Origin of the sequence: Dyadobacter chenwenxiniae, assembly GCF_022869785.1 — a bacterium.
GTDB classification, from domain to species: Bacteria; Bacteroidota; Bacteroidia; order Cytophagales; family Spirosomataceae; genus Dyadobacter; species Dyadobacter chenwenxiniae.
Genome location: NZ_CP094997.1, coordinates 1,281,583 through 1,307,830, shown reverse-complemented (window position 1 = coordinate 1,307,830; position 26,248 = coordinate 1,281,583). Strand labels below are relative to the sequence as shown.

Genomic DNA, 26,248 nt, shown 5'->3' with positions numbered 1-26,248 from the left:
GAAAGCTGAAAAGTATGCCCGGCTATCGCTCGTTGTTAGTGAAAATAATCTGCTGCCTTATGGACTTGACGGCCGGTCACCCCTCCCCGGCTTGCAGCAACTCCTGATATTTATCTACCTGACTTTCAAACTTCCGGATGCCGGTTTCGTAAATGAATTTGAGTGATTCCAGATCGTCTATGTCCTTCTCGTAGTCAGCTGGCCCGTCCACTTTCCGGTCGAGCGCTGCAAGGAGGACCAGTAATTTTTCCAATGAACCGGCATTTTCCTCAGCGCGATATTGATACCATTCCAGGAGTTTCTGATAGTTTTCTTTTAAGCTGCTCTTTTTTGCCATGAAAGTTGATAGTTGAAGTACTTTAAGCTTTTGATAAATGTTCTTAAAATTCCATACCCGGATCTCTTCTTTTAATCCACGTAATTTTCCCTGATCGAATTCCATCCAGCGATTAAAACCCTTCCTTCATCGATTCTCAGCGGAATCAGCCTTGGCGGCGACTTAGTTTTGATCATCCGAATGCAGGTAGCATTCTTCAAAAACCAAATCAGCTAAAATCATGAAAGCCAAGCACCTGTTAGTCAAATGTATCGCAATTTATGCATTAATTAACCTCACTTCCTGCCGGGAAATGACGCCCGAAACGGAAGTGAGATCCGCAGAGGAAACGGTCGTAAACCATGTAACACCGGAAGTCGCATTTCCAGGAGAGGAAGGTGTCCGAAAGCAGGGAACACTTTTTGGTAAGGAAGTGACCTACGCAGAAATCGATGGAAAGGCGGTGTTCGAAGGTGACATGATCCTGACTCCCGAGCAACTGGGATCTGAGACCGGCGCGCGAACGCAAGCATTGTCCAAAATTGTTTCACTTTGGCCGAATAACACTGTTTCCTACACCATCGACGCATCGATTACCGATCAAAGTGCCGTTCTGGAGGCTATTTCGCAAGTGGAGGCGTTTACGCCGCTCCGTTTTGTGCTGCGCAAACCTACACCCGATCTCCCCGGGCTTCCAGTCCTAAGACAAAGCTATGTAACATTCAAACTGAGCCGCGGATATTCGTCTTCCATAGGCCGCATAGGTGGTGAGCAGTTCATCACGATCCCCACAGGCGCTACGAAAGGCGGGATTCTTCACGAAATCGGACACACGGTAGGCTTGCTGCACGAGCACACACGTCCGGACAGAGATGCCTATATAAAAGTGAACCTAAACAATGTTGCCGATGCTGCCAAGCCCAACCTTGCAATCGTTGCCGAGGAGAGCGATGAACATGTCAAACATGGCAAGTTCGACTTCAAGTCGATCATGATGATGGATTCCTATGCCTATTCCAAGAACAAGCTGCCGGTGATGACGACGACGGACAACAAAACATTTTCCGTGCAACGCGATTATCTCTCAGATGGCGACATCTACTGCATTACAGCCATGTATGCAAACCTTTTCGCCGTGACACCGTATCACATCTGGGCAGGCGACGCCGCTTCCGGAAAATGGTCTGTATTGGCGACAACCTGGACCAACGCAGAGGAAATATATGCACTTCCCGGCACGCTCTTTCTCTCAAAAAGCCCCAATCTAATGCGGCTCAATGCCAGAAGCGGCAAGGGTTACAGCATCGCGAGCGGATTTAGTGGCGTGAAAGGGATCACCTATTATAGGGGAAACTTGTTTGTATTGCAAAATGGGACCGTATGGAAGATCGACGTGGCCAGTGGAGCACGGCAAAGCTTCACAGGGCCGTTCTGGACGTCGGCAACTGGTCTCAGTTACGCATTTGGGCTCCTTTACATCGTTAGCGGCGACAATTTATATATGATATCTTCTAATGGGCAGTCATTCAGCTCAATAGGAAGCGGTTACCAGGGCGTGACGGAAATGACGGGTTGGAAGAATTCGCTATACATACTCAAACCCAATGGTAAGCTTTACAAAGTCGATCCGACAAATGGTGACCAAAAAGAATATACCCCGGCAACTTTTGCGCCAAACGCACAACTGACTTCGAACGGTAAAAATTTGCTGATCGCAAGCCAGGGAGTACTTTACAGCGTAGATGAGAATGGCTGGACCAAGCAAATTTCACTCGGCTGGACAAGTGTGACGGATATTTCCGCCGTCAGTTCAGAGGATTAGTATAAGCTTTTCAGGTAAAATGCCGCGGCTTCTACACGCGGCATTTTTTTATGTTCACCTTACTTCATCAAACTAATGTGGGTCATGCCTCCATCGACGAGAATTTCTGTGCCAAGAATAAAGGATGAATCGTCCGATGCAAGGAACACCGCCGCTTTTCCGATATCCGAAGGTTCACCAATCCGGTTCACCGGGATAATGTCTACCCAGCTTTGTTTGACCTGTTCCACATGCCCGGCCGGTGCAAGTTTGTCAAATGCGGGCGTATCGATTGTTCCCGGTGAAAGTACATTTACACGAATGCTCCTTTCCAGCAAATCGAGCGACAGGCCCTTTGCAAAGAATCCCACAGCGGCTTTTGCAGCGCCGTAAATGGCCATTCCCGGAGCTGCACGGTGTGCCGCGCTGGAACCGATCAGTACAATGGAGCCGCCGTCATTCATGTATGGCAGTGCTTTTTGTACTGTAAAGTAGACGCTCTTCAGATTCAAATCCATATACTGGTCAAATGCGTCCTCGCTAGCCTGATCGATGTTTGAGCTTCTGGCGACATATTTAAGGGAAAAAGCAGGTCTTACCGAAGCTGAAATACAGCGCGTTGAAGCGTTTGCGATCGCCAAAAAACTTCGCAGACGACAATATCTCTTACAGGAAGGCGATACCTGTATTTACAACTGCTTCATTGCCAAAGGCCTTCTCCGCATGTACCGCCTGGGCAAAAACGGCACCGAACACATCCTGCGATTTGGGATAGAAAATTGGTGGATGGCCGATTACGAAAGTTATAACACGGGCAATCCGAGCGTGCGTAACATTGACGCGCTCGAAGACAGCGAACTGCTCCTGATTAAAAAAGAACATTTTGATGCGTTGATAAGTGAAATCCCCGGTTTTCAAAACTTTATCAAACAGCTCGAATACAAGAGTTTCGATGTAAGCCAAAACAGGATCCTCAGCAATATCAGCGACACGGCCGAGGAGAGATATATCAGATTTGTGCAAACCTATCCCGAGTTCAATCGTCGCATTCCGTTGCATATGATCGCCTCTTACCTGGGCACTTCCCGCGAAACCCTGAGTCGCATAAGACAAAAACGCGCCGAGCCTGATAAGTGATCGCAACAAATTGTTCTGCACACGCCGGTATACAGTCGCGTCGGCTTCCCGAAAAATCCCCACTTGTTAAAATGAAATTAGAATTCGATTACAATCTGATTAGAGCAAACGTTTGGTGACTAGCGGTTACCAGGTCGCTAAGGCAAAATTTTGGTACTTTATAAAAAAAGTCCTGTACTACATAAAGAAAGTGAAGGATCAGGAACAGTTTTAGGGAATCTAAAAGTGTGCAATGTTCGTTAGTATATCGGCTCCGTGAATTACTATGCGAACATGGATCGCAAACGACCATCTCTATTACTTTTAAATATTAATGGGTAAAAAACATAAGGCCGAAGTGCCAACCCCCTGGCAAAGGCTCATGGGAATGCTGTATGTCGAACGTTCGACAATCAATTACATATTTATCTACGCAATGCTGATCGGCTTGATCGGGCTTACGCTTCCGCTCGGAACGACAGCAGTTTTCAACCTGCTTTCCAATGGCGCATTATACAGTTCCACTTATGTACTTATCGGCGTCGTACTGATCGGGATCATGATCGGTGGTGTTTTGCTGATCGGGCAACTTACTTTAGTGGAGCTTATTGAACAAAAGCTATTCACGAAGGCGGCGCTTGAATTCGCCTACCGGTTTCCGCGAATCAAAAAGTCGGAACTGGAAGGCGAAAACCCGCCGGAACTCGTAAACCGCTTTTTTGACGTAATAACCATTCAGAAAGGACTAACAAAACTGCTCGTCGACATTGTGGCATCAGGTGTGCAGATCGCGCTATCGGCTATTTTACTTTCTTTCTACCACCCCATTTTCATGACTTTCGGGCTGTTGACGGTTGTTGCTACCATTGTGGTGCTTTTGATGTATTACAAAAGAGGTGTACAAACGAGCATAGAAGAGTCGCATTATAAATATGAGGTTGTGGCTTATCTGGAATCCGTAGCGGCAGATTTGGACCGGTACCGGGGAAAGCCGGATAAACTCAGGCAGGTGATTGTGGATACCGACCGTATTACAGCCGATTATTTACAGGCAAGAAACGACCATTTCTGGGTCCTTCGCAAGTTCTTCGCCAGCTCGGTCATCCTAAGGACGATGCTGATGGGAGGCCTGCTTTTTTTGGGCTGCTATTATGTTGTGCAAAGGCAAATGACACTTGGACAATTTGTTGCAGCGGAAGTGATCATTGTACAGATCAGCTATGCTATTGAGAAGTTTATGACCAGCTTGGACACCATTTTCGATATGGTGACAGGAAGCGAGAAGCTTGCTGCGGTAACCGATCTGGAATTGGAAGAAAGTGAGGTGCGCCATGGCTAGACACGGAATTGACCTGACCAAACGCATTGATTGGGAAGAATTGGGCGTGCTTTCGGACAGGCAGATATTAAAAACGCGTGGGCCAAGATTGCTGGGCCGCATTATGCTGGTCCTCCTGTTTCTTTTCGTTATCGTACTTTTCCTGCCCTGGCGCCAGACGATCCCGGGAAGAGGCACTGTAACGGCATTAACGCCCGAAGACCGGCCGCAGACCGTACAAAACCAAATTGGCGGCCGCATTGAACATTGGGCCGTGCGCGAGGGCCAGCAGGTGCAAAAAGGTGATACGATCCTGGTGCTCTCAGAAACAAGCCAATCCTATTTTGACCCGAACTTACCGCAGCGATTGCAAGAACAGCTCAGGGCAAAAGAAGGCTCAGAAAGTGCTGCTGCACAAAAAATGGACGCGACTAATGCGCAGATCAGCGCCTTGACACAGGGCTTGAAATACCAGCTGAACGCAGCGGAAAACAAAGTGGATCAGGCTGTTAATTACGTGCAAGCCGACAGCGCGGACCTGGTGGCGATTCAGAAATTCTTCGAAATCAGCAAATCACGCCTCGAGCGTTATGAATCGGGATACCGAAACGGCCTTTTTTCATTGACAGACATTGAGACCCGTCGTTTGAAATTGCAGGAGGATAATGCGAAAGTGGTCAGCCAGATCAATAAATTGAACAATTCGCAGCAATCGCTGCAAAATGCGCGCATTGAACTGGACAACATCCGCGCAAAATACATGGAGTCCGTCGCCAAGGCCCGGTCTGATCTCAGCTCCGCCCTATCCAGCCGTGTTAGCGCGCAGGGGGAAATATCCAAGTTACGGAATGAGATTACCAACATTGACATCCGTCGCGGGCTTTATGTGGTGCGGGCGCCGCAAAATGGTTTTGTGGTCAAAACACTGAAAGCCGGGATTGGCGAAAACATTAAAGAGGGCGAATCCATTGCCACATTGCAACCATCCAAACCGCGTGTCGCGGCCGAAATTTATGTGGATGCGATGGACGTGCCGCTCATTCTGGACAGTAGCGATGTCCGCCTGCAATTTGAAGGCTGGCCATCGGTTCAGTTCGCGGGCTGGCCCTCGGTGGCAGTAGGAACATTTGCGGGGAAAGTAACAGTGATCGATCTGGTGAGCAGCGAAAATGGTAAATATCGTATTCTGGTAACCCCCACGGACCCGGTCCCTTACAATGATGAGCAATGGCCCAAGCAGCTTCGGCAGGGGTCGGGTGTGTATGGAAGGGTAATATTGCGGTCTGTGCCTATATGGTACGAGATCTGGCGATTGCTGAATGGTTTCCCTCCAAGCCTGGAACGTGAGCCTGTTAAGACGGATGGTGGAAGTAAAAAGTAGCATGAAGCGAACTCAGATGAATGCAATGATAAGATGGGGCGTCTTGCTCTGCACCTGCTTACTTGTGCAAAACGTGCGCGCTGGCAATGCCTGCGCGCCTGACACTTCGAAAATATTTTCAATCGCCGACCTTCGGGAGCTTGTGATGCAGAATAACCCGGTCGTCAGACAGGCCGGGCTGCTGGGTGATGCCGCGCGCGCGCGGGTAACCCAGGCACTGGGCAGCTTTGATCCAAACCTGAAAGCGTCATTTGACCAGAAACAATTCGGCGGAAAGGCATATTACAACCACTGGACAAGCGAGCTGAAAGTCCCGTTATGGCTGGCCGGGGCAGATTTAAAAGTTGATTTTGACAGAAATGTTGGCACATATACCAACCCGGAAACCACTACTCCGTTGTCGGGCTTGGGTGGCGTGGGTATCAGCGTGCCAATCGGTCAGGGACTTTTGATTGATGCCAGGCGAAACACATTACGGCAATCGCGGATCATGGTGGATTATGCCGAAGCAGAAAGGGTGAATGAAATCAATAAGGTGTGGTTTCAGGCCGTAAAAGATTATTGGAACTGGTTTTATGCGCATCAGCAATACGATCTGATCCGCCGCGGGGTCGAGTTAGCGAATACACGATACATTGCCACGCGTAATCAGGCTTTACTGGGCGACAAACCGGCAATCGATTCTGTGGAAGCATTCATTACAGTGCAGGAAAGATCCATTCAGCTAGCGCGGATTGAGATTGAGATCCAAAATTCGAGGTTGCTTGTTTCCAACCATATTTGGGATGAAAAAGGAAATCCGCTGGAATTACCAGCGGATGCCATTCCCGTAAATGCCGACTCGGCGTTGGCCGTCGTAACGGCCTATCAGCTGGACAACCTGCTAAACAGTGCCGAAGACAATCACCCCAAGCTGCAAATGTTGCGCAGCAAATCCTTGCAGCTCGCCATTGAGCGGAATTACCTGCGCGAAATGCTGAAACCAAAGCTGAATGTAAGCGGCTCACTGCTCACCACGCGCAGGGATTTCACTTCCTATGTGCCCGAATATTATGATATCGGCTGGAACAATTACAAAGTTGGTTTCGACTTTTCATTTCCTCTTTTCCTTAGATCGGCAAGGGGTAAACTGAACGAGATCAAAGTAAAACAAATGGATCTCACCCTCGATGTCCAAAACGAAACGCGAATGATCCGGACCAATATCCGCAGCTCCTTCAACGACCTGAAAGCCTACCAGACGCAGCTGTCGATTCAGACGCAGAGCATTACGAACCAGAAAGCTTTGCTTCGCGGCGAGCTGCAAAAATTCGACCTGGGAGAAAGCACATTGTTTTTGATCAACAGCCGTGAATCAAAGCTGATTGACATGATGATGAAACAGGCAGAGCTTGTGACAAAATATCAGCAATCGCTTGCAGACCTGTATTACAAAGCAGGAATGCTTCAAAATGAATAGCATTCACGCTGTTCCGAAACGATAGGCCTATTTATCATGCCATATCAAATGAAATGCCAAACCGTTCCCCGGTCAGTTCCCATAAGCGTTTTGCGGCAGCTTCGTCCAATGCGTAAGGTTTCACGCCAGTTGAAAACCCTTGACCCAAAGCCAGCTCTGCAACATCCGCATCTTCACAATAAACACCGCCGATGTTGGCCAGTAACGGACTTGTAGCGCACCAGATGGTTGTGGCTGTGCCTTGCGGGATGGTTTTCAGGGATGCGATCACTTCCGGGACCACATTTCCTTTATCGTCGTAAAAGCCAAATTGCTGCAATATTTCCAGAGGCGCCTCTCTGGTCAGCTCCGTTCCCCAGATATTGCCCGGATGCACTGCGTAGGCTCTTACGCCAGATGCTTTGGCACGGTTGTCCAATTCGAGCGAAAACAAATTAAGCGCGGTTTTGGACTGCCCGTAAGCCTGCAATGTTTGGTATTCCGAATTCTCAAAATTCGGATCTTCGAAATTAAATGGGGCAAACTGGTGGCCTTGCGAAGATACATTCACCACTCTGGCGCCAGCGGCTTTTTTCAATGCACCCCATAATCTTGAAGTCAGCTGAAATGGTGCTAAATAATTGGTTGCTAACTGCGATTCAATCCCACGGCTATTTCTTCGGAGTGGCACGAACATAATCCCGGCATTATTAATAAGCAGATGCAACGGTCTGCCCGATGCCAAAAACTTCTCCGCAAATGCATCTATGGAATCGGGGTCCATCAGGTCCATTTCCTCGATTTCCACCTGCGCGATTCCACGTAAATTTTCCCTGGCCTTGTCAATGCTCCTCGCAGGCACAACCACAGTTGCTCCCGCTTCCACCAAGGTTTTGGTAGTTTCCAGACCGATTCCGGTATATCCGCCGGTCACAATCGCAATTTTTCCTGTTAAATCTATTCCTTCCATTACATCACTGGCGGTTGATGTGGCATTAAATCCTGAACCCACTGGTTGCTGCAACGCGCCGTTATAATTATTTTGTTTCATGATTTGATCTCTTAATTGGTTTCACTTTCTCACTCTTTTTTGAATTACAAAGTTATGTTCCAACTGTTTATAATAGTAACTTTGTAACGAAAAGTAACAGTAACATCGAAGTAACCAACTAACCTATGCAATGCGAACCGCGTCAAAACGACAAACACAAAAAGGAAATGATGGCCGTCCAGGATTCGATGGATGTGCTGAATGGTAAATGGAAAATATCTATCATCTCTTCTATTTGCTATTATAACAAAAGGAGATTTTCAGACATTCTGAACGACGTAGTCGGCATTTCCAACAAAATGCTGAGCAAGGAATTAAAGGAACTGGAAATTAATCAGCTCATTAAGCGAACGGTCCTGGACACACAGCCGATCACGGTCCAGTATGAGCTTACCGACCATGGACTGACATTGAAAACAATCATCAACAACCTGACGGATTGGGGAATAGCGCATCGCAAGAAGATCATCGGTGAATAACCTGCCGGTATTTACAGACCGGGCATTACATTGCCACTCAGTTTTGATCAAATAAAAAATACAAATGCAACCAGCCGACCTTTTAAAACAAATTGAGTTTATCAAAGAAGTGGATAAGCTCAAATACATTCTGCGCAAGACGAAGCTGATCAATAGCGATCGTAACGAGAATGATGCAGAACATAGCTGGCATTTGTCGCTCATGGCTATCGTGTTAGCAGGTCACGCCAACTTTCCGATCGATTTATTGCGGGTAATCAAAATGCTGCTGATCCATGACATTGTGGAGATTGACGCGGGAGACACCTTCATTTACGACACCCAAAAAGACCATAGCAACACGGAAGAAGAACGAAAAGCCGCCAACCGGATCTTTGGGTTACTTCCCGACGAGCAAGCCGGTGAACTGATTGCTATTTGGGAAGAGTTTGAGCTTGGACAGACCAACGAAGCCAAATTCGCCCGTGCCATGGACCGCCTCGAACCGTTGCTTCAAAACACGTCTAACAACGGTGGCACCTGGAATGAGTTCGGTATAAACTATGAAAAGGTTTACAACAAAAAACAAATTATTCAACAAGGGTCAGATTCGATCTGGCAATATGCGGAACAGCTTATCAATGAGAGCGTTGAAAAAGGAATTTTAAGAAAATAGCGATTCACTCTATCAAAAAAAAGGCCTTTTCAAAACTCCTTCTCGCCAAATTCACTCGCCGGTAATTTTGCTTTCTTCGAAGTCTGGTTGAAATTATAACTCAGGTTAATCATAAAGATATCTGTTTCCTGAATGTAGTTGGTGGTGGTAAAGAAGTCCTTTCCAAATGTCGTGATCCGTTGCCTGTTCGAACCAAAGAGCCCCAGATCCACGTTTTGCCATTGCAAGGTTGCAGCCAATTTCCCTTTAAGAAGTGTTTTTCTTGCAGATAAACTGGGCGTGATAAATCGTGAATCCTCGCCTTGCGCAGTGACGCGTTTTGACAAATAATTCAGCGCGCCCTGCAATTGAAAAGTCCTTGAAAATTTAATAGTTGTATTGGCATTAATCGAGTATACCCAGCTCGACGTGCTGACATTTACATTATCGTCGAAAAGGGCTCCCTTTATTTTATAATGATATAAATTCCCGCCTCCGTAAAACTGCCACCATTTCGCCAGGTTTAATGTTGTGCCTGCCTCGAGGCCCCAGGAAGTTGCTAATCCGGCATTGGTGTAAATGCGATTCAATATCGTGTCATTATAAACGCTGTTGACACGGTTCACCACATTTTTGATTCGCTGATTATAGATGGTTGCAAAAACAGTTCCCTTTTCTAAATCCTTCACCACACCTAACTCAGAAAGGTCAATAAACTCTGGCAGGATTTGCGGATCGCCGGATTCGAGTGTCTCGGAATGCTCCCGTTCGGGAAAAGGATTTAGCTCACTGTTCGTCGCGCGTTGCACGCGTTTGCTATAACCAATTTTGGTTCGGAGCGAACTGCTTACTTGATATTGCAGATTGAGCGAAGGAAAAAGATTCGATAAGTTGAGGTTCAATGTTTGCTGTGTGCCTGCGGTGAATGCGCGCGTTGCATATTCATATCGTAAGCCGGCAATGTATTCCAATTTGCCGGATTTGGCCGAATACTGTCCATATACCGAATGAATATCGTTATCGACTTTCGTATTGCTGCTGAATTCCGGCAATACGATGAAGTCCCCGCTTTCTAAATTCAGGTCCAGATACTGAAAACTCCCCTTCTGAATTTGACTGCGATACTGATAACCTGTTTCCAGTTTCCCTGTCCCCACATTTACTGTATAATCAGCTTTTATCCTGAACGCATCCAAGGGGTTTTTACTCGGGTTCCGGTTGCTCTGCAGAAGCGTTTTTCTGTCTGGTTCTTGCAAATTAAGATTAGTAGTAAGCCCATCCACGTCTGCATGCTCCACAAGCCCGGAAATGGCCAGTGCTGATTTATTATCAAAAGTGTGCGTATAGTCCAGATTACCTAATGTGATCCTTCCGGATTTCCGCGCCACGTTGGAATTGAAATAGGTGATCTGCCCTACTGTGTCACCTGAAATAAGGTCTGTTTTTACGTTATGATAAACAATGTCGGCGCGACGTGATAGCGAACGAAATCCGGTATAAATACCTGCTGAAAATGTATTGCGGGCATTCGGAGTGAAAGAAACGGAGCTTCGTGCAGTATAATTATAGCGGGTGAAACTGCGCTCGCCGTCAGAAGGAAACGAGGTGAATACGTTGTCAATGGTCGTGTTTACATCTCCGGTGCGCTGTCCTGCAATGTCGTTCCGTAAATAATTGCCGCTCAGGTTAAAATCCCATTTGCCGGATCGGATGTTAAACGTCGCATCTGCGCCGAAACGCAATGGGCTTTCCAGATTATCATAACGGTAAATAGCCGGGAAGCCGCCCTGAATGTTTGCCGAAAAAGACCTGCTTTCCACCGCTCCCGCTTTCGTTGTAATGTTAATGATGCCGGCCTTGCCGTCGGGATCAAACCGGGCGGACGGCGAGGTAATCACTTCCACATTTTCAATCGTATTGGCCGGTATCTGGTTCAGGACCGTTGTCGCATCACTTTGCACCGGTTTCCCATTGACCAACACCAAAAATCCGGATGATCCCCGGAGTGTAATGTTTCCTTCGCTGTTCACTGTGACAGACGGTGTGTTTTTCAAGACATCGATGGCCGTTCCTCCCTGGCTGCCCAGAAACTGATTGGCCCGGTAAACCTGCCGATCGACCTTATTTTCCAGCGCCTGCCGCTCTGAGGTGACGCTTATTTCCTGTAAAGTCCGCGGATCCGGGTCGAGCAGGATGGCGGGAACCTGAATATGGCTACCGATATCTCCCGGAACTGCAACAATCGATTTGTTGTATCCCATGTATTGTATTTGCAGATAATACTGTCCCGGAACTACTTTTTCAAACCTGAAAACACCCAGTTCGCTTGTTAAAACACCTGTTACCAAACTCGAATCCAGGCTTTTGAAAAGCGCGACGGAACAATACATTAGAGGCTTGCTGGTTTGCTTGTCGGCTACACTGCCGGAAATCGTGACGCTGGTTTGCGCCTGCAAGGTGGCTAGCGAAAGGATTAAGGCGAGTAATGTTGCTGTAAAAGTTTTCATGTTGAGTAAAATGCCCTTTCTGCTGCTCCGGCAGAAGCGCAAATTTAACTCTACAATGTTTATAGACTTTGTACATAAGCGCCGATTTCTGGTACATTCAGGAAATTCCCTTGCGGTAAATCCCGGGGAGCACGCCGGTTTGGCGTTTGAAAAACTTATTGAAGTGCGACGCGTCGGAGAAACCAAGCTCGAATGCCAGTTCGGTCAGGTTCCGGTGTGAATACAGGAGCAGCTTTTTAGCCTCGGCAGTCAATTTTTCATTAACTACCGCTCCCGCTGTTTTTCCCAGGAACTTTTTACAGGCGGTGTTGAGCGTTTTGGGAGTGATATGAAGTTGATCCGCATAAAAGGCGGTTTCATGGTGCGCCTGGAAATCTGCTTGTAACAAATCAAAAAAGTCTTTCAGCAATGCAGGATACGGGACGGCCTGGTGGTCCCGGATTTCCCTTTTTAGCAGATTAAAAAGCAGCAGCAAATACGTTTGGATTACGGCCTCATGATTGGAAAGTCCCCTCGTATATTCAAGTTCAATGTTCCTGAAAATGTCCGAGAATGTTTCTTTCGCAGCTTCCAGATCAAATCCACTGGGCAGCGACAATGGGAATGTTTGGAAAAGTGTGTTATAGAGTGGCTGGTCCAGCAAAAAGTCTTTTTGGATCATAGCAACAAACCCTTTGGGAATTTCCGTCAGCTCCCAGCTGTGGATCTGGCCGGGCATTACCAGATAAAGGCTGTGCGGCTTAACCGTAAAGCGGTTGAAATCAATCTGATGAAAACCAGCACCTTGCTCCAAATAAATGATCTCAAGATAGTCTTTATGGCCGTGTGGATCGGTCGTTTTGATCACTTCCTTCATTCTCTTTATCTTGAAAAGCTCCTTTTTGGCAAGCTTGTTTTTAATCGGGATTTCCATCAAACGAGTTTAACTTGATAATAAAGAGAATTAACATCAACTATTGATCCAGCACATGGGATTGGCGCAAACATGAGACCAAATTTAAATCGCAATATTACGATTAAAATTCTAATTTCATATTCCCAACATTGTGCTTTTGTTATTACTATCCAACGGTTAGGAATTTGCTGACGGAATATTAAACTTAATCTACCCAATCTTAGCATTTGGTTTACTCAGTTTTCACTATTTAAACTCATCTCCTTATGCCGTTTACGCTGATTAAGGGCAAGTTTCATGTACGAAACTATTCTCCGGATGGCGACTCCATCCGGTTCGAACCCGACAATACTGCTTTCGTTCAGTCACTTCCCGGTGGCAGACCGAAATTCAATGCGCGCAACCACGTTCAGCTGCGTCTGGAGGCTATCGACACCCTGGAAACGCATTACACTCCGCCTAGTGGTGGCGGTGTATTTCATCAGCCCCTGACACTGGCCAATAAAGCAATGGATAGTCTGTTGAGCTTCGTTGGCATTACTGATGTGGAATGGGACGTTTTGCACAAGACCGTGGTTTCAGCCAACGACGGGACACCCGGCTACATTGTAACCCGAGCGATCGAAAAATATGGCCGGCCTATTGCCTTCGTTTTTGCGGGGGACATCGATAAGGAGGATGGAGCCAGCATTTTTCTCACCACCAAACACCTTCGCGACAGCTACAACTATCAGGCGCTGTTGCAGGGTTATGCCTACCCTACTTATTACGAAGGTCTGTTTTTTGACTTGCGCGAAACGCTCAATGAAGCTGTGCTTGAAGCCCGCGACCAGCGCAGAGAACTGCATGCCGTGGATGCGACTCACACAGGAATTGATGCTAGTTCACTGATTTCGATCACGCAGGACGTTTGCATTATGCCAAAATTATTTCGCAGGCTTTGTGAATATATGGTAAATTATGGAACGGCAATCGGGTTCAAGGAAAAGCTTGCGCAATCGAAAGAACCTGTATTAGACCTTGTTAACAATAATTTTACCCATTTTGACACCTTTATCGAGCAGGATCCGGACAGTTCTTCGATCAAGCTGACCCGCTTCCCCGAACAGCTCATCTTCGATCCGATGCCTGCACGTCCGGTTAATACATTTTCTGTTCTCATGAATCCGGAGATCGGGGAAACATTGGCTGAGACAAATATCAATGGTACGGTTCCGGGAGACTTGCTGCGGGACTTTTTGGCATAAATGTTTGCAGACAGCATTCAATCCACGAACATTGGTGTAAACAGAAAAAGCCGGAAACTTTCTTCCGGCTTTTTCAACATTGAATTTAGTTAACATCCCACCATACACGCGATTTGAGATCGTCGGCGCCTAGCCAGGAAACGGCCTTTTGATAGTTGGCTTCGTTGATCCTTAGCTCGTCGGCAGGATAAAACATCCTCCTTGGAACATAACCAGGCCCCACAGGCCCAACCGGAATTTTTGGTATGCCCGTTCTTCGCCACTCGGACCAGGCTTCGAAACCGATCTGATACAGAGAGATCCATTTCTGAACGCCTATCTTTTCAAGTTTTTGCGCCGCAGTCCCGGTGTAAGCTATGGCTTCCTGTTTGAAATAACTGTCATCCGCTGAGATACTTGCGGGCGAAAGTTTTAGATAAGACGCCGCATAGTTAGCTGGCACCCGGGAAGCGTAATACGCGAACTGATCTTTGATGCCTTTTAAATAGTAGTTCCCGGCGGCGGCAGATCCACCTGAAATGAAGCCTTTCTCAGCTGCTTCTGCCAATATAAACTGAACCTCCGAATAGCTCATGATAATCCCCTGACCGCCTTTCGCCGAAGCCAGATCCGGACTAAACTGGATTGACATCCAAAGCATGCCTGAAGGCGATGTAATGTTGGCATTCGGAAACATGCCTATGCCGTTCAGATCGCCTGCATAAACAAATTTGGATGGGTCCGGGCGATTGCCGTTCGCGTCGATTGCGCTGCTGGCGGGCGTAGGCAAGGCATAAATGAATAAGCGTTTATCGTTCGTGGTTTTCAGATAATCGACAAGCTGCTTGGAAACTTTTGTGTTCGTGCCGCCATTGCCTGACCTGTAAAACGGCGATTCGTTGGCCTGCATATCGGCCAGATATTCCAATGCAGCTTGATCTTTATGCGATGTAAAAAGCGGATAAGTGTTAGGATCTGCGACAATTTTTTGCATTTCAGCCGTAGGATTTACCCGTTTCGACTGGCGCATGAGCAAGCGCAACCGCAAACCATTCGCCAGTTTTTTCCAGTTGGCTGTATTTCCGTTGTACAAAATATCGCCCGTAACCGTCTCATTTCCCGCACCCAAAAGCGTGTTCGCTTCCGCCAGATCAGCCAGTATGCCGGCATAGACGGCCTCCTGCGTTTCGTAAGCCGGTGCGCTGATTCCCTGCAACTTGGCATTAGCCGCTTCGCGGAATGGGATCGGTCCGTAGATATCCGTAAGGCTCTGGAACATCCAGGAACGCAAAACCAGCGCGACGCCTTTGTAGTTTTTCAGGTTTTGTTTTTCGGAAATCGAAATGACTTCGTTCAGATCACGGATATAGTCGTAATAATTCCAAAGAAAATATCCCGTCGCATCGGCTCTTGTCCAGTTACTGAAATTACTTGCAAAATCGGAGGCCAGCAGATTGGCCGCAATCCCGCCGCGATCATACGCGCTGGAATAGCTCTTGTTCACCGACGCGCGGATCGCGTTGGGCAACAACAAACCCACATTGGTCACCACATCGGGCGAGTTCGGGTTTTTATTGATCTCTTCAAAATCGTCGGTGCAGCTCACGCTCAGCAGCAGCAGCAATCCGTATATGTAGCTTAACTTTTTCATCATTCAGATTTTAATTTTTAAAAATTCAGGTTCAGACTAACACCCATTTCACGCGTCGAAGGCGTGCTCATGTTTTCAAATCCTGGAATCAATCCGCCGCCGTCTGTGGCTGTCGTTACCTCGGGATCGAAGTGCTTGTTGCTTTTCGGCGTGATCAGGAATAGGTTTCTGGCTGTAACGGCAACTCTGGCTGTCTTGATAAATTTGCCATTAGCAAGCCATTTAGCGGGCAATGCGTAGCCCAGCGACACTTCGCGCAGCTTAAAATACGTGGAGCTGAATAGCTGCGCCTCGGAAATATGGTCAAGTGGTTTTTTGATAAAATCCCTGGCCTTTGTGCCGTAAACACCGGCGCTGTAAGTCCCGTCCGTGCTCGTGTTGTTAGGCTGATAACTTCCATCTTCCATTTGTGCAGCGCCCGGGATGTAGTACGGCGCATCATATTCCTTACCAGGCGTGCGCGCGCCGCGTCCCAGTGCACTTTCCTCGAGCTGACCTGCACCGGCTGCTTTATTATAGAACCGTGAGACAAATTTACCCCCAAACTGCCCGCCGAACATAAAATTAAGGCTTACACCTTTGTAATTGAGCTGATTATAGATGCCCCCGATCCAATCCGGGTGATAGTTACCCAGATAAATATCTTCGCTGGTTTGCCTCGGATAAGCGTCGTTGAAAATAATCACTTCACCTGCCATCGGGCCTTCCTTCACACGCTGATAGCCTGGCCCCCAGATGGCACCCATTTTCTCACCCACACGTGCTTGAATGGAAGCATCTTCCCCAGGAGCAGCCTGAACGATTTTGTCAACTTCGCTTGTCAGTGACACGAGCTTGCCTACGTTACGCGACCAGTTCAAGGTAACATTCCATTGAAAATCAGCCGTTTTTACCGGCGCAATGTTTACAACCACTTCCACGCCTTTATTCCTGATCTCGCCTGCATTGATCTGCCTGCTGCTTGCACCCGAACTCTGCACGGTCGGCAAACTGATGATCTGGTTCTTGGAAAGCGCATTATAATAGGTTACATCAAAGCCTACCCGGTTGTTAAAGAAGCTCCACGCAGTTCCAAATTCGAAGGTTGTAATAATCTCCGGTTTCAGATTCGGGTTCAAAAGTCCGCCTGTTCCGGTGAGCGCATAATTGCTTCCCCAGGGCGCTGCGTAATTGTAGGTATTTTTCAAAGCATATGGCCCTGTGTCATTACCAACTTTGGCCCAGCTTCCCCGCAATTGCGCCTGGCTGATCACGTCAGGCAGGCCGAGAATGCTTTTCAGGTTACCATTCAGGCCAACGGAAGGATAGAAATAAGCGTTATTTCCCGCGGGCAGCGTACTCGACCAGTCATTTCTGGCCGTGATATCCAGATATACATAGTCCTTGTAGTTCAGGTTTGCTGTTCCGTAAAGGCTGTTGATGCGTTTTTTATATCTGCTTGAACCTCCTGTAAGCGGCGAGGCCGTATTGCTGATGCTGTAAACACCGGGAATCAGTAACTGCGGAGCTGCCACATTTTCGCTATGCCCGAAGTTGTCAAATCGGTTTCCGCCCACAGAAATGTTATATCCAAAATCCTGGTTATGGAATGTATTGTTGTAGGTCAAAAGGAAATCAGCATTACGCTCTTCGTTTTTGATCTGCACAATTTCGTAACGTCCGCTTTCATTGTCTACGGTGCTTACCGCCCATTGCATCGGCCTGAAATCATTGTAAAAATCATCTGCGACCCTTGCTTTCAGCTTCAAATGGTCGTTAAATGCGTATTCCAGAGCAATGTTCCCGTAAACCCGGTCTTTATCCTGCCCTTTGGTATTTTCATACTGCAAAAAGAAAGGGTTATTGTGGTTTTCGCCATAGTTATACTGAAACTGGCGAATGCCTTCCAGCCCGGGCTGCCAGTAACGTTTCAGACTGTTCATGTTCACGTTACGTCCCATCCAGGTAAAAAAGTACATGAATGTATTGCGTCCATAACCATTGTCAGGGCGGTTGTCGCTGGTTTGTTTTACATAATTAATATTGATGGAAGAAGTCAACCGCTTAGTCAGGTGATAGCTGCTGTTCAGGTTTACCTGATAGCGGTCCAGATTGTTATTTGGAATAACCCCTTTTTCATTCAGGGATGTAAGCGAAAGCCGGTAATCGCCATTTTCGTTGCCGCCTGAAAAAGCCAGATTATTATAGTATTTTTTCCCGGTTGTAAAAAAATCATTGATGTTGTTGGGTTGCGAGACCCAGGGCGTCTGGATAATGTCGCCGCGGTTGTTTACCGCCACGTCCGCTCCGCGGAAACCATTGGCTGTTGGGGAGTCAAATTGTGCTTTGGTTGTGCCAATGTCCATTCTGGGCCCCCAGCTTTCGTCATAATCATCATTGTTTCCATTGGGGTAGGCCGACCAGCTCGCACCAAAATTTGAACCTTCATACTGACCATTGTTACCCTGGCCAAACTGATTCTGGAACTTAGGTAACCGCCCGACTTTCGTCCCAAACAGATATGAGTTGAAGCTGACGCCCACGCCTTTTCTGTTACTGCCTTTCTTGGTTGTGATTACAATCGCACCACGCGCTGCGCGTGAACCATATAATGCTGCGGCCGCAGGACCTTTCAAAACGTTAACCGACTCAATGTCAGCGGGATTGATCTCCGATGCACTGTTTCCGTAATCGGCTGATCCGCTGTTATTTGTGCCATCATTACCCACCGGAACGCCATCGATGATGAATAAAGGCTGGCTTTGCATGGATAACGAGGATTCACCCCGGATCACGATCCTGGCCGAAGACCCAACGCCACCCGCGCCGCTGATGTTGACGCCAGCGATCTTTCCCGAAAGGTTATTGACAAAGTTTGAAGCGGGCGATTCATTAATGACATCGCCTTTGATCTGTTGCGTCGCATAACCAAGGGATTTCTTTTCCCGGGTAATTCCCAGCGCGGTTACCACCACTTCGTTCAGCACATTAGTATCCTCTTCCAGCGTAACAGAAATTTCTTTCTGATTGCCCGCAATGACCTGCTGCGTTTGGTAACCTATAAATGAGAATACGAGAATGTCCTTTTCTGAATCAACATTGATCACAAATTTTCCATTTGCATCTGTTGAAGTTCCTTTTTGCGAGTCTTTCACGATAATGTTCACTCCTGGTAACGGCTGCCCTTTGCTGTCCACCACTTTCCCCGCAATGTCAAGATCAATTTCTTTGTCGGAATACACAGTTCTGCCTGACGGCAAATTCACAGGTTCCGCCTGGCGGACGCGTTCTCCGTGGCCAGTTTCGGTTAAAGGCCGTAAAGGGCCACCCGCACCTTCCGCCAGCGGAGACACAACCAGCATGCCCAGGGCAACCAGTCCATGCTGCACCAGCACAATGGGTTTGATAAAAAATGATTTCATAAAACAAGGGTTAAAACGTTGTACAGAAAAGATGGAAAGGGAGACGAGAGTTAAATCATACTTAACCATAAGAAGTATAATTGTATCTCAAAACAAAGGTAATCCGCTATTATAGCTAAGGTATTAACTAAATATTAATTAATACTAAACTTTCCTATTTGTATTTGGATAGTGCTTGACCAGCAACAAAACGCGAGCGCGGCGGCCAGATACAGGCCGCCGCGCTCGCGTTTTTGTTAATATGTATTTAAATTCAGTCTGTGATCCTGCCTAAATATCAGGCAAGAGGCCGACTATCCCACAACCCCTGCATGCTGCACACTTTTCAGGACTTCGTAACTGTGAATACGCGCTTCCGGGTCAAAAATATGGCTGGTTACCATTAATTCATCCAGCTGTGTATGTTGCTGAAAATAGACAAGGTCACTGCTTACCTTCTTTTTGTCCCCGATGAATGTGTATTTCATCATCTGTCTCACGGCCGCTTCCTCATATTCTCCCCAAAGTCCGTCCATACTTTTCACGGGTGGTTGCAGAGGGCGGCGTCTGCCTGTGATAATTCCGGTAGCGAGTTGAAAGAAAGAGGTTGCAAGACGCTCCGCTTCCTCCGTCGTATCCGCGGCGATCACATTCACACAAGCCATTACATAAGGATTCGAAAGATATCGGGACGGCCTGAAATTCCGGCGGTACAGGTCTATCGCAGTCATAAACTGGTTGGGTGCGAAGTGGCTGGCGAATGCATAAGGCAACCCCAGGTGCGCAGCCAGTTGTGCACTGTCGGTGCTCGAACCCAATATCCAGATTGGTATATCCAGGCCTTCGCCAGGAATAGCGCGTACCTTGGAATTGCTGTTTTCTTTGGAAAAATAGGTTTGCAACGCTATTATATCGTCCGGAAAATCCTGCGCGGATTCCATGTAGTTGCGCCGGAGCGCTCGGGCGGTAACCTGGTCTGTTCCCGGCGCACGCCCGAGTCCGAGGTCAATGCGGTCCGGATAAAGGGACGCAAGCGTGCCGAACTGTTCGGCAACCACCAATGGGGCATGGTTGGGCAACATGATGCCGCCGCTGCCCACACGGATCGTATTTGTGCCACCGGCAATGTAGCCGATCAGCACAGCAGTAGCCGAACTGGCTACGCTTTCCATATTGTGGTGCTCGGCAAGCCAGTATCGGTTATAGCCCAGCTCTTCAACACGCTGTGCAAGCTTGAGGCTGTTTTTAAATGTAGTAGCTGCATTATTTCCCTCCGTGATCGGTGCAAGATCAAGAATGGAAAAGGGTATATCGTGAATTTGTTTATCGGCCATGTCCATGTATTAAAATGTAAGAACGCTGCCAGTTAAAATCATTTAATCAGCTTGCTAGTTCCTTTTTCTCCATCATTTTCCAGACCTCCCGGAATAATATGGCGAAAAAAATCTCACCTTTTATTAATCTAGCTATCTTCCTGGCATGCTTTTTCTAGCTAAAATCCCGTTAGTTAAACTTAAAAGAAAGAGATTATGAAAACCAAATATGGAAATGTTGACTTCAATGATGACAGTGCGCATAATGATGGGCTGATCACGGGCCTGCTTCTGGGCGCAGCTATTGGCGCTTGCGCGGCGATTCTATTTGCTCCAAAATCCGGAAAAGAATTCCGCGAAAAAATTAAGGATGTCGCTGGTCAGCAGTCGGACAAGTTGAGCAAACAATGGGAAAATGTTAAAAGTAAAGCGGGCGATTTAGCAAGTAATGCGAAGGAATCCGTTGAATCTATCGGCAGCGATGCAGAGTCAAAATTCAATGAATTTGCAGATACAGCCGAAGATGAAGTAAAAGAAGGTGCAGAAAATGCTGCTGACAAGTTTCAGAGAAAATATTAAAAACGAAATTTATTAAATTTCCCGGGAAGGCAAAAACGCCGTTTGAGCTAATCAAATGGCGTCTTCTATTTATCTGTACGATGATTTTATTTGTCTTTGCTACGATTTAATCTGTTAACCTGAATAGAACCGGAGTTTACGGCGGTTAACAGCCACTTCTCCTGATTAATGCCTTTTATAAAAATACTTTTGCGGGCATCGCCTTTGATCATCAACCCACTGGCAGCGCAGTCCTTTGGCGTGAACCGGCCTTTCCCATTTCCCAGCAGCAGCAAGCCAGTAGACGCGTCCTGCCTGCCCATATTGACTTCATTGGGATAAAAATTCCCTGTCAGGACCACGTCGTCGTGTCCGTCTGCATTTACATCGGCCATATTAATACCAAAAACAGGTGATTTTTGAGCCTCGATTGGTAACGCGTGAATTTTGAATTTCCCCTGTCCCAAATTTTCAATGTAAGCGCTTTGGAGAAAAGTTGCCTCGGCAGCATATGCATCTTCCTTTTCATCGGCGGATAGCAAGTTGTCGAAAGTAACTTGTGCGTAATCTGCATAATGCGGAAATTTCCGGCGAAACTGAATTACCTGCTGGTTCAATGCGTCGCGCGGGACGCTCGGATAACGCTTACCCTGGATGAAATAGCCCATTAGCGGGTCAAAAGTGCCGTCACCATTGAAATCCTTCGCAGTAATCTTGATCGGCTCTTTTTCTGAGGCTCTGTAAAATGTGTTCAAACCCTCATTTCCTGCAATGAAATCGATATCGCCGTCGTGATCGAAATCACTGGCCGCAACACTGTTCCACCATCCGGTAAACTGGTTTAAACCATTATCTGTTTTTTGCGAATGCAATGACTTTCCTTTTATATTTTCAAAAATCCGGATCGGCATCCATTCTCCCGCAAGCACGAGATCGTCAAAACCATCCTGGTTCGTATCGGCCCATACCGCGCCGCAAACCATGCCGACATGAAGCAGCTCGGGGCAAAACGCAGAGGTCACATTGGTAAAATGCGGCTGGCCGTTTGTGGCGTCATTTCTTAGCAAATAACTGCTGGCAGGAAGTGGATATTTGCCTGGAATGCTGCGGCCGCCTATAAAAATGTCCAGATCGCCGTCTTTGTCGAAATCATTGGTCGCCAGGCAGGAACTGCTTAGCGAAAGTTGAGGAATGGCCGTTTCAGCTGCGGGCAGAAAACTGCCCTTGCCATTATTGAGATACAACTGCACTTTATAAAAAGCCTGCTCCGTCACGGGCAGTTCATTTCCCCCAATTGCAATCAGCAAGTCCGGATCACCATCCCTATCCGCATCCAGAAAGGCCGCAGCAGCGTTTTCATGCAATGAATCCTGCAAAATAATGCGCTTTTCAAACCGGCCGTCAGCCGTTTGCAGGAAAATGGTCGGCTTGCTTCCCCGATAACTCCCCCCTGCAAAAACATCCTCCAAACCATCTCCATTTACATCGCCCGACGCAACGGCAAAGCCGCTTTTGGAAAGCATTTTATGCATGGTTGCGGTGTGTTTGAAATCTACGAAATTACCCTCGACGTGCTGGAAATCAAGATGCAGTTCCTTGGTAATGTCAGTAAAATAAGGTTCTGACTGTGGTTCAGCCTGTCCAGACTTTCCTGAATCTGCTGCGTTTTTCTGACTCAGAACCAGGCGCCTGTTTGCAGAGACTTTATACAGCTTTTGAGATTTGCCGCCCGGCCACACAACTTCCAGGCTATCGATTACTTTCCCTTTGCCTAAACCGAAATGCAACACCGGGTCAACAGAAGACTGAAAACCCCTAACAATGCTCAGTTCGGCGTATTGGGAAGTCCTGCCAGCCCATATTGTCACTTTGCTGCCAATTCCCGACAAGTTTCCCTTTGCTCCCTCCAACGCAATGCTCAAGAAATTTGATGTTTCTTTCTCCCGGATATCATTTTCATAGATAAATGCTTCTGAATCAATATTATTAACAACCAGATCCAGGTCGCCGTCGCCGTCCAGATCGGCATAGGCGGCGCCATTGGAATAGGAAAGTTCGTCGAGTCCCCATTCCCCGGACGTGTTGGAAAACGTGAGGTTTCCGGCGTTTTTATAGGCGTAATTGGCAATCTGCACCTCTGGTACTTTTTTGATCAGTTCCAGGGCATTCTGCTGCTTGAAATTGTTGGTGCCAAAATTTGAAAAATCTTCCTTAAACTGGATGAAGTCCCGATCCGTGACGTCGCGGCGATAACCGTTGGTGATAAAAATGTCTTTTTGTCCGTCGTTGTCAAAATCGGCGATCAGCGGGGCCCAGCTCCAATCGGTTTTGGCAACACCCGCCAGCAAACCGATTTCGCTGAACGCAGGCATGCCCCTTTCGTCCCGATTGGCGGCCGCTCCTTGATTCAGCTGTAACATATTGCGCATGTATTGCAGCTGATAGCCATATTGGTCCGAAACGCTCATTTCCTTCCGGTCGTAATCCTGCCCGGCAAGCATTTTTTTCTGCCGGAAATTATCCTCCGGAAGCATATCAAGCTGGAAGATGTCCGGGTAAGTATCATTGTTGATGTCAGCAACGTCCAGTCCCATGCCATATAAGCTCGTATGCGCCGTCGCCTCTCGGATAATGTTGTTGAAACCAGGCATTCCGGTATTTTTGGCACCATTGTTCAGATAAAAAATATCGCTGCTGATGAAGTCATTGGAACAGTAAATATCCGGATAACCGTCTTTATTTAAATCACTTATAGCCAATCCAAGCCCTAACCCTTCGTATCTTACACCTGCTTCTTTGGATATATTGGTAAAAACAGGAATTCCATTTTCCCCGGCACCTTCGTTGCGATACAACTTACCCGTGCTCGGATAAGATCCGTCGTTATAGGTCTTGCGGAGAAAATTGGGGTTTTGAAGATCAGGCGCAGAATTCATCATGAATGCGTCCAGGTCTCCGTCCAGATCAACGTCGAAAAAGGCCGTCTGGACGGTAAATGAAGCGTCATTTAAACCATATGCTTTGGCCATCTCCTTAAAGACAGGCACATTATCTTCACCCGTGCCCTGGTTAACAAAAAGCAAGTTCTCTGTATCGGCAGAAGGAATTTTAATGTGCCTGGCCACAGAAACGTAAATGTCCAGCAGGCCATCCTGGTTGATGTCAACCATTGAAATCCCGGTGCACCAGCGATTCGTTTTACGCCAGCCGCTTCGGTGATGTCTTCAAATGCCCATTTTTTTGTGCGTGTATCAATTTTGCTCAGATATAACCGGCAGCTCACCTGGTTTCCGCCAAGGAAAATATCCGGCTTCCCATCCTTATTCACATCCCCGATCCCAACGCCGCCGCCGTTATAAAAATTGGTGAATGTGAATGGGTTAATGGAGTCATTCGGTGTTAATGTGTTGGAAAAAACAATTCCGGTTTCAGAGGAAGCGTGAGATCGAAAAAGGGTTTCCTGCTTCTTTTTGCAGGAGAGAAGCAGCAGCAAGAAAAGGAGGAAGTGGTAGTTTATGGAAATGTATTTTGACATATGTTAAAACTGCTTTTTAAAGGTTTGTCACCCTGAGCGCACAGGCCGCTCAGGGTGACAAAAAACGATGGGATCAAATGTAACTACTTCCTAATATCCCGGATTCTGATCTGCCGGCTCAATCTTCGCGTTGTTGTCCACTTCCTGTTGCGGAACCTGGCAGCAGCTCATGCTTATTGGCCTGGAAATATGTGATCGGTTCGGTTTTAATTTTCTTCAATTTCCTCCACCTCACAATGTCCCTGTTCCGGATTTGTTCGCCGCTTTGTTCCACGCGTTTTTCGTGGACGATGGCTGCAAAAACCTGGTCCTTGTTAGAAACGGGAAATCTGGAAGTGGGGTAGGCTGGCATGCTTACGCTTTTGCGGGCCCGGATCATGTTCAGGTATTTTACTGCCTGCGCCGTGTTTCCGAGTTCATTTTCAACTTCGGCAAGCGCCAGGATGGTTTCGGCAAAACGCATAATGCGCTGGTTAATCGCACCGGTCAAGAAGGATTCGTTCATTTTATACATGAGCGAATATTTTTGCCAGCTTACTTTTTGCGTCACACCGTCCACCACCGACGAATTGCCATTCTGCTGGCCGTCCGTTAATGTGTTAGCGCCCTTGTTATATTTCTCTCCTGTGAAATAAAACGAGTCACCGTAACGCGGATCCGTTTTAGCATCACCCTTAGTCGTTTTTTCAAATTCTGACAACAAACCATTCGATGGGATCACATTGCGCCATCCGATGGCCGAATACTCCTGCGTCCGCACCGTTTCGGTTCCTGCGGTTGCACCATTTCCATCGCCGTCCCAGTTGTAAACTCCGCCGGAAGGGAAGAAATTGACCTCAAAAATGGACTCTTTGTTGAATTCGGTTTCTTCGAGAAAGTTGTCATTGTAATTATCGACAAGCGTGTAAACGCCTGAGCTGTACACTTTCAGCAATTCGGTCTTGGCACTGGCATAATCGCCTTTCTGCATATGGACCCTGGCCAGCAGCATCTGTGCTGCGCCTTTGGTCGCGCGGCCCTGATTTGCTGCGTCATATGTGAGCGGAAGATCAGCCTGGATTGCCTGCAACTCACCGATTACATAAGCATACACTTCGTCAGCAGGAGCGCGCGGCAGGCTGCCATCGACAGTCAGAACATAATTTTTATAGAGCGGCACATCACCCCAAAGGCTCACCAGCTCATAATAGGCATATGCCCGGAGAAAACGTGCTTCACCAAGAAGCCTCTTTTTATTTTCTTCTGACAAATCCGTCACTTTCGTTGAGTTGTCTACAACCGCATTGGCACGGTGGATCATGCGGTAATAAGCAAGCCAAACCGTCCCCAACACAGAATTGCCAGCGTCGTGCGTGCCCAGCAGCAACTGGTTACGCGGCGTTTCCAACTGGCCGCCGCCTGCCGCTACGTCGTCGCTGCGAAGGTCGTGCAGGAAGAACCATTCACGGGCGACGAGGTTATTGGATTTGAGCATGGAATACACACTCGTAACGCCACTGCTCAGCTCAGCCCCAATTTTGTAGTAACCTTCAACGGTCACGCCGTTAGGGTTCGTCTTTTCGAGCGTATCGTCATTACAGGCGAACACGATCCCGAATAGAAAAGCGTAAATGATGATTAGTTTCTTTTTCATAAATTTCCTTTTATCA

The 26,248-nt window shown here is 47.4% G+C and carries 20 protein-coding genes; 9 read left to right on the top strand and 11 right to left on the bottom strand.

What is annotated here, in order from left to right; genetic code table 11:
• Positions 1-76: 76 nt before the first annotated feature.
• Positions 77-337, bottom strand: a complete 261-nt coding sequence (locus tag MUK70_RS05375) for a hypothetical protein (protein WP_234604366.1) — start codon at positions 335-337, stop codon at positions 77-79.
• 220 nt (positions 338-557) lie between these two features.
• On the opposite strand from MUK70_RS05375, the gene MUK70_RS05370 reads away from it, so the two are divergent.
• Positions 558-2,138: a M12 family metallopeptidase gene (locus MUK70_RS05370; RefSeq protein ID WP_234658302.1), complete on the top strand. Its 1,581-nt coding sequence runs from the start codon at positions 558-560 to the stop codon at positions 2,136-2,138.
• Positions 2,139-2,197: 59 nt separating this feature from the next.
• Here the strand turns inward: MUK70_RS05370 and MUK70_RS05365 are convergent, their stop codons facing one another.
• On the bottom strand, positions 2,198-2,635 hold the full coding sequence (locus MUK70_RS05365) for an SDR family oxidoreductase (protein ID WP_234658304.1): 438 nt from the start codon (positions 2,633-2,635) through the stop codon (positions 2,198-2,200).
• Positions 2,636-2,669: 34 nt separating this feature from the next.
• On the opposite strand from MUK70_RS05365, the gene MUK70_RS05360 reads away from it, so the two are divergent.
• The 4 genes from MUK70_RS05360 (at position 2,670) to MUK70_RS05345 (ending at position 7,391) form a co-directional block, all read left to right on the top strand.
• Positions 2,670-3,254, top strand: a complete 585-nt coding sequence (locus MUK70_RS05360) for a Crp/Fnr family transcriptional regulator (RefSeq protein ID WP_234658306.1) — start codon at positions 2,670-2,672, stop codon at positions 3,252-3,254.
• A 313-nt stretch (positions 3,255-3,567) separates the two neighbouring features.
• The gene (locus tag MUK70_RS05355) at positions 3,568-4,572 is read left to right on the top strand and encodes an ATP-binding cassette domain-containing protein (protein ID WP_234604362.1); all 1,005 of its coding nucleotides are present in this window, start codon (positions 3,568-3,570) and stop codon (positions 4,570-4,572) included.
• Positions 4,565-5,932, top strand: a complete 1,368-nt coding sequence (locus tag MUK70_RS05350) for an HlyD family secretion protein (protein ID WP_234658307.1) — start codon at positions 4,565-4,567, stop codon at positions 5,930-5,932. The genes MUK70_RS05355 and MUK70_RS05350 overlap by 8 nt, the downstream gene beginning before the upstream one ends.
• 1 nt (position 5,933) lies before the next feature.
• Positions 5,934-7,391 carry a TolC family protein gene (locus MUK70_RS05345; protein WP_234658309.1) on the top strand — a complete coding sequence of 486 codons (1,458 nt, stop codon included), beginning with the start codon at positions 5,934-5,936 and terminating at the stop codon, positions 7,389-7,391.
• A 34-nt stretch (positions 7,392-7,425) separates the two neighbouring features.
• Here MUK70_RS05345 and MUK70_RS05340 read toward each other — a convergent pair whose 3' ends face one another.
• Positions 7,426-8,421 carry an SDR family NAD(P)-dependent oxidoreductase gene (locus MUK70_RS05340; RefSeq protein WP_234658310.1) on the bottom strand — a complete coding sequence of 332 codons (996 nt, stop codon included), beginning with the start codon at positions 8,419-8,421 and terminating at the stop codon, positions 7,426-7,428.
• A gap of 125 nt (positions 8,422-8,546) precedes the next feature.
• Between MUK70_RS05340 and MUK70_RS05335 the strand changes: the two genes are divergently transcribed.
• Together MUK70_RS05335 and MUK70_RS05330 are read left to right on the top strand one after the other, a co-directional pair.
• Positions 8,547-8,900 carry a winged helix-turn-helix transcriptional regulator gene (locus tag MUK70_RS05335; RefSeq protein ID WP_234604358.1) on the top strand — a complete coding sequence of 118 codons (354 nt, stop codon included), beginning with the start codon at positions 8,547-8,549 and terminating at the stop codon, positions 8,898-8,900.
• Between the two features lie 64 nt (positions 8,901-8,964).
• Complete coding sequence (locus MUK70_RS05330) at positions 8,965-9,555, top strand: HD domain-containing protein (protein ID WP_234658311.1); 591 nt, start codon at positions 8,965-8,967, stop codon at positions 9,553-9,555.
• Between the two features lie 29 nt (positions 9,556-9,584).
• Here the strand turns inward: MUK70_RS05330 and MUK70_RS05325 are convergent, their stop codons facing one another.
• Together MUK70_RS05325 and MUK70_RS05320 are read right to left on the bottom strand one after the other, a co-directional pair.
• On the bottom strand, positions 9,585-12,041 hold the full coding sequence (locus MUK70_RS05325; RefSeq protein WP_234658312.1) for a TonB-dependent receptor: 2,457 nt from the start codon (positions 12,039-12,041) through the stop codon (positions 9,585-9,587).
• A gap of 97 nt (positions 12,042-12,138) precedes the next feature.
• On the bottom strand, positions 12,139-12,954 hold the full coding sequence (locus MUK70_RS05320) for an AraC family transcriptional regulator (protein ID WP_234658313.1): 816 nt from the start codon (positions 12,952-12,954) through the stop codon (positions 12,139-12,141).
• Positions 12,955-13,202: 248 nt separating this feature from the next.
• On the opposite strand from MUK70_RS05320, the gene MUK70_RS05315 reads away from it, so the two are divergent.
• Positions 13,203-14,183 carry a hypothetical protein gene (locus tag MUK70_RS05315; protein ID WP_234658314.1) on the top strand — a complete coding sequence of 327 codons (981 nt, stop codon included), beginning with the start codon at positions 13,203-13,205 and terminating at the stop codon, positions 14,181-14,183.
• An 85-nt stretch (positions 14,184-14,268) separates the two neighbouring features.
• Here MUK70_RS05315 and MUK70_RS05310 read toward each other — a convergent pair whose 3' ends face one another.
• The 3 genes from MUK70_RS05310 to MUK70_RS05300 all read right to left on the bottom strand — a co-directional run bounded on the left by MUK70_RS05310 (position 14,269) and on the right by MUK70_RS05300 (position 20,527).
• A complete protein-coding gene (locus MUK70_RS05310) occupies positions 14,269-15,816 on the bottom strand; it encodes a SusD/RagB family nutrient-binding outer membrane lipoprotein (protein WP_234658315.1) in 1,548 nt (515 codons plus the stop codon).
• A gap of 14 nt (positions 15,817-15,830) precedes the next feature.
• Positions 15,831-19,214, bottom strand: a complete 3,384-nt coding sequence (locus MUK70_RS05305; protein ID WP_234658316.1) for a SusC/RagA family TonB-linked outer membrane protein — start codon at positions 19,212-19,214, stop codon at positions 15,831-15,833.
• A 293-nt stretch (positions 19,215-19,507) separates the two neighbouring features.
• Positions 19,508-20,527, bottom strand: coding sequence for an LLM class flavin-dependent oxidoreductase (locus MUK70_RS05300; RefSeq protein WP_234657476.1), 1,020 nt, complete (start codon positions 20,525-20,527; stop codon positions 19,508-19,510).
• A gap of 195 nt (positions 20,528-20,722) precedes the next feature.
• On the opposite strand from MUK70_RS05300, the gene MUK70_RS05295 reads away from it, so the two are divergent.
• Complete coding sequence (locus tag MUK70_RS05295) at positions 20,723-21,085, top strand: YtxH domain-containing protein (protein ID WP_234604350.1); 363 nt, start codon at positions 20,723-20,725, stop codon at positions 21,083-21,085.
• Between the two features lie 86 nt (positions 21,086-21,171).
• On the opposite strand, the gene MUK70_RS05290 is transcribed toward MUK70_RS05295, so the two are convergent.
• The 3 genes from MUK70_RS05290 to MUK70_RS05280 all read right to left on the bottom strand — a co-directional run bounded on the left by MUK70_RS05290 (position 21,172) and on the right by MUK70_RS05280 (position 26,232).
• On the bottom strand, positions 21,172-24,189 hold the full coding sequence (locus MUK70_RS05290) for a VCBS repeat-containing protein (protein WP_244784855.1): 3,018 nt from the start codon (positions 24,187-24,189) through the stop codon (positions 21,172-21,174).
• Complete coding sequence (locus MUK70_RS05285; protein ID WP_244784721.1) at positions 24,072-24,599, bottom strand: FG-GAP repeat domain-containing protein; 528 nt, start codon at positions 24,597-24,599, stop codon at positions 24,072-24,074. Before MUK70_RS05285 ends, MUK70_RS05290 begins: the two co-directional genes overlap by 118 nt.
• 118 nt (positions 24,600-24,717) lie before the next feature.
• Positions 24,718-26,232, bottom strand: a complete 1,515-nt coding sequence (locus MUK70_RS05280) for a RagB/SusD family nutrient uptake outer membrane protein (RefSeq protein ID WP_244784719.1) — start codon at positions 26,230-26,232, stop codon at positions 24,718-24,720.
• Positions 26,233-26,248 lie beyond the last annotated feature (16 nt).

Coding starts and splice junctions, on each gene's coding strand:
- MUK70_RS05370 (WP_234658302.1), top strand. CDS start 558: ATGAAAGCCAAGCACCTGTTAGTCAAATGTATCGCAATTTATGCATTA.
- MUK70_RS05305 (WP_234658316.1), bottom strand. CDS start 19,214: ATGAAATCATTTTTTATCAAACCCATTGTGCTGGTGCAGCATGGACTG.
- MUK70_RS05300 (WP_234657476.1), bottom strand. CDS start 20,527: ATGGCCGATAAACAAATTCACGATATACCCTTTTCCATTCTTGATCTT.
- MUK70_RS05320 (WP_234658313.1), bottom strand. CDS start 12,954: ATGGAAATCCCGATTAAAAACAAGCTTGCCAAAAAGGAGCTTTTCAAG.
- MUK70_RS05345 (WP_234658309.1), top strand. CDS start 5,934: ATGAAGCGAACTCAGATGAATGCAATGATAAGATGGGGCGTCTTGCTC.
- MUK70_RS05365 (WP_234658304.1), bottom strand. CDS start 2,635: ATGGATTTGAATCTGAAGAGCGTCTACTTTACAGTACAAAAAGCACTG.
- MUK70_RS05330 (WP_234658311.1), top strand. CDS start 8,965: ATGCAACCAGCCGACCTTTTAAAACAAATTGAGTTTATCAAAGAAGTG.
- MUK70_RS05355 (WP_234604362.1), top strand. CDS start 3,568: ATGGGTAAAAAACATAAGGCCGAAGTGCCAACCCCCTGGCAAAGGCTC.
- MUK70_RS05280 (WP_244784719.1), bottom strand. CDS start 26,232: ATGAAAAAGAAACTAATCATCATTTACGCTTTTCTATTCGGGATCGTG.
- MUK70_RS05350 (WP_234658307.1), top strand. CDS start 4,565: ATGGCTAGACACGGAATTGACCTGACCAAACGCATTGATTGGGAAGAA.
- MUK70_RS05340 (WP_234658310.1), bottom strand. CDS start 8,421: ATGAAACAAAATAATTATAACGGCGCGTTGCAGCAACCAGTGGGTTCA.
- MUK70_RS05310 (WP_234658315.1), bottom strand. CDS start 15,816: ATGATGAAAAAGTTAAGCTACATATACGGATTGCTGCTGCTGCTGAGC.
- MUK70_RS05325 (WP_234658312.1), bottom strand. CDS start 12,041: ATGAAAACTTTTACAGCAACATTACTCGCCTTAATCCTTTCGCTAGCC.
- MUK70_RS05315 (WP_234658314.1), top strand. CDS start 13,203: ATGCCGTTTACGCTGATTAAGGGCAAGTTTCATGTACGAAACTATTCT.
- MUK70_RS05360 (WP_234658306.1), top strand. CDS start 2,670: ATGTTTGAGCTTCTGGCGACATATTTAAGGGAAAAAGCAGGTCTTACC.
- MUK70_RS05295 (WP_234604350.1), top strand. CDS start 20,723: ATGAAAACCAAATATGGAAATGTTGACTTCAATGATGACAGTGCGCAT.
- MUK70_RS05335 (WP_234604358.1), top strand. CDS start 8,547: ATGCAATGCGAACCGCGTCAAAACGACAAACACAAAAAGGAAATGATG.
- MUK70_RS05285 (WP_244784721.1), bottom strand. CDS start 24,599: ATGTCAAAATACATTTCCATAAACTACCACTTCCTCCTTTTCTTGCTG.
- MUK70_RS05375 (WP_234604366.1), bottom strand. CDS start 337: ATGGCAAAAAAGAGCAGCTTAAAAGAAAACTATCAGAAACTCCTGGAA.